The organism is Parashewanella curva (genome assembly GCF_003675895.1).
Classification (GTDB): Bacteria; Pseudomonadota; Gammaproteobacteria; order Enterobacterales; family Shewanellaceae; genus Parashewanella; species Parashewanella curva.
In genome coordinates this window covers 1-1,567 of the sequence record NZ_ML014935.1, presented here as the reverse complement: position 1 = coordinate 1,567, position 1,567 = coordinate 1, and the positions used below count along the sequence as shown (strand labels likewise).

2 protein-coding genes are annotated in these 1,567 nt (G+C 37.7%); both read right to left on the bottom strand.

Going from position 1 to position 1,567, the window contains the following annotated elements; genetic code table 11:
* Positions 1 to 117 precede the first annotated feature (117 nt).
* Positions 118 to 543 carry a hypothetical protein gene (locus D5018_RS21290; protein WP_121840969.1) on the bottom strand — a complete coding sequence of 142 codons (426 nt, stop codon included), beginning with the start codon at positions 541 to 543 and terminating at the stop codon, positions 118 to 120.
* A gap of 86 nt (positions 544 to 629) precedes the next feature.
* Entirely contained in the window at positions 630 to 941 is a 312-nt protein-coding gene (locus D5018_RS21285; protein ID WP_121840968.1) for a hypothetical protein, read from the bottom strand.
* Positions 942 to 1,567 lie beyond the last annotated feature (626 nt).

Here is a 1,567-nt window from a genome sequence, read left to right as displayed (position 1 = left end):
GACTTGTTGTGTTTGCAAACTGATAAGTACTATAAAATTGCTCCTTTCGCACTATTTGTCAAAGTCATCCCATTGATAATTAATGATCTTTTCATGATGTTTGTCGATCTAAAAGATCTACACCCAATTCAATTGCTGCTCTTTAGTTGCATGGCTGTCAAGTACAACTGCCATTACATCTCTACCAAAATCAATTTTCTTACAGCAACTAAATACTGCTTTGTAGAATGATTGAAAACTGCCCTTAACACCGTTTAATTTTTTATAATTCAGGAAGAGATCTCTCGCAACTACCGAACTTATCGTGGTTAACCCCTGACCGTTAGAAATATTGAGTCCATAGTGTTGATAGAATTCAGGATCTTCTATTTTTAAAAGCGCTTTCAGATGTTCCGGCTGTAAGTCAATATTTTGTGCAGCCGAAGGTGATTCTTCAAGTAGTTCCTCAACTACATAGTTTGCCCAGATTACAGCAATAGCTAGATATGAAATCGAGAATATTATAATGAACAGGAAGACTACTTTTACCTGATGTTTAAACACGGAACTTTCCTTTGAAGTTATCCGCCGCATTAACGGGCAGAAAACGTTTGGCTAAAATTTTCGACGCAGGAGCAAAGCCAAGCGATTTAGCATTCCGTTGAATTGATATATTTATTGCGCTTTAAATTCCAGATTACAAGGAATATACCGACCAATCCAATACCAGTATTCGCTAGAGCTGTGCTGAAATTAAGTATTAAGCCTGATAAAGAAAGAGCTAGCCCAGAAACTAATAAGCCAACTTTCATGTGTTTCAAAAAGGCATCTGGATCATTGCAATCTTCTTTGTCGAAATTTGGTATAAGCTCCCACCTTCTACCTATAGAGACATAGTAGCCCCAAAAAGTAAGCGTTAACCCAGTAATAATAAGTGCAATACTGATAATATATGTAGTCATCCTTGAACCTTAAATTAAGAACTCTATCGCCCAGTTACGGGCAAATGGTGTTTGGTTAAAATTTTGGAAGATAGTGATAAAAGCCAACGAGTATTTGTCCTGTTGAAGCGCTTGATAGGCGCACCGTTTACGTTTTGATATTACAGACGTTTTGGATTGCGCCCAATTTTGATTTTGCAAAATAACCAATGATTTTACCAACTTCTAAAACTTTTAAAACAACCAGAAATAACATTGAATAGGGCTGTTTCGTGGTTGATCTACAGCAGCATTATTTAAGCTGAATTTCCATTGCTACCGCAATTGAACCTTGCATGGTACAACATAAAAATCATTGAAGTTTTTAACACGCATAGACACCAATTAACGGGCAAATGGTGTTTGGCTATAATTTTGGAGCGCAGCGACAAAAGCCAAACAGTATTTGTCCCTGTTGAATTGCTTGTGTACGCCCAGCATGGGCGTGAACTAATGAGGTGAAAGTCCTCTGTAGGAAGATCACCGTTTATTAACTTAATGTTATTAAACGATAACTACTAGCGAATGGCAAGGGTTTATCCGTGAGGGTTGGTCTGGAGGAAGCCGCTAGCAAATTTGCGAGCTGATGAACAAGAACATCATATGAG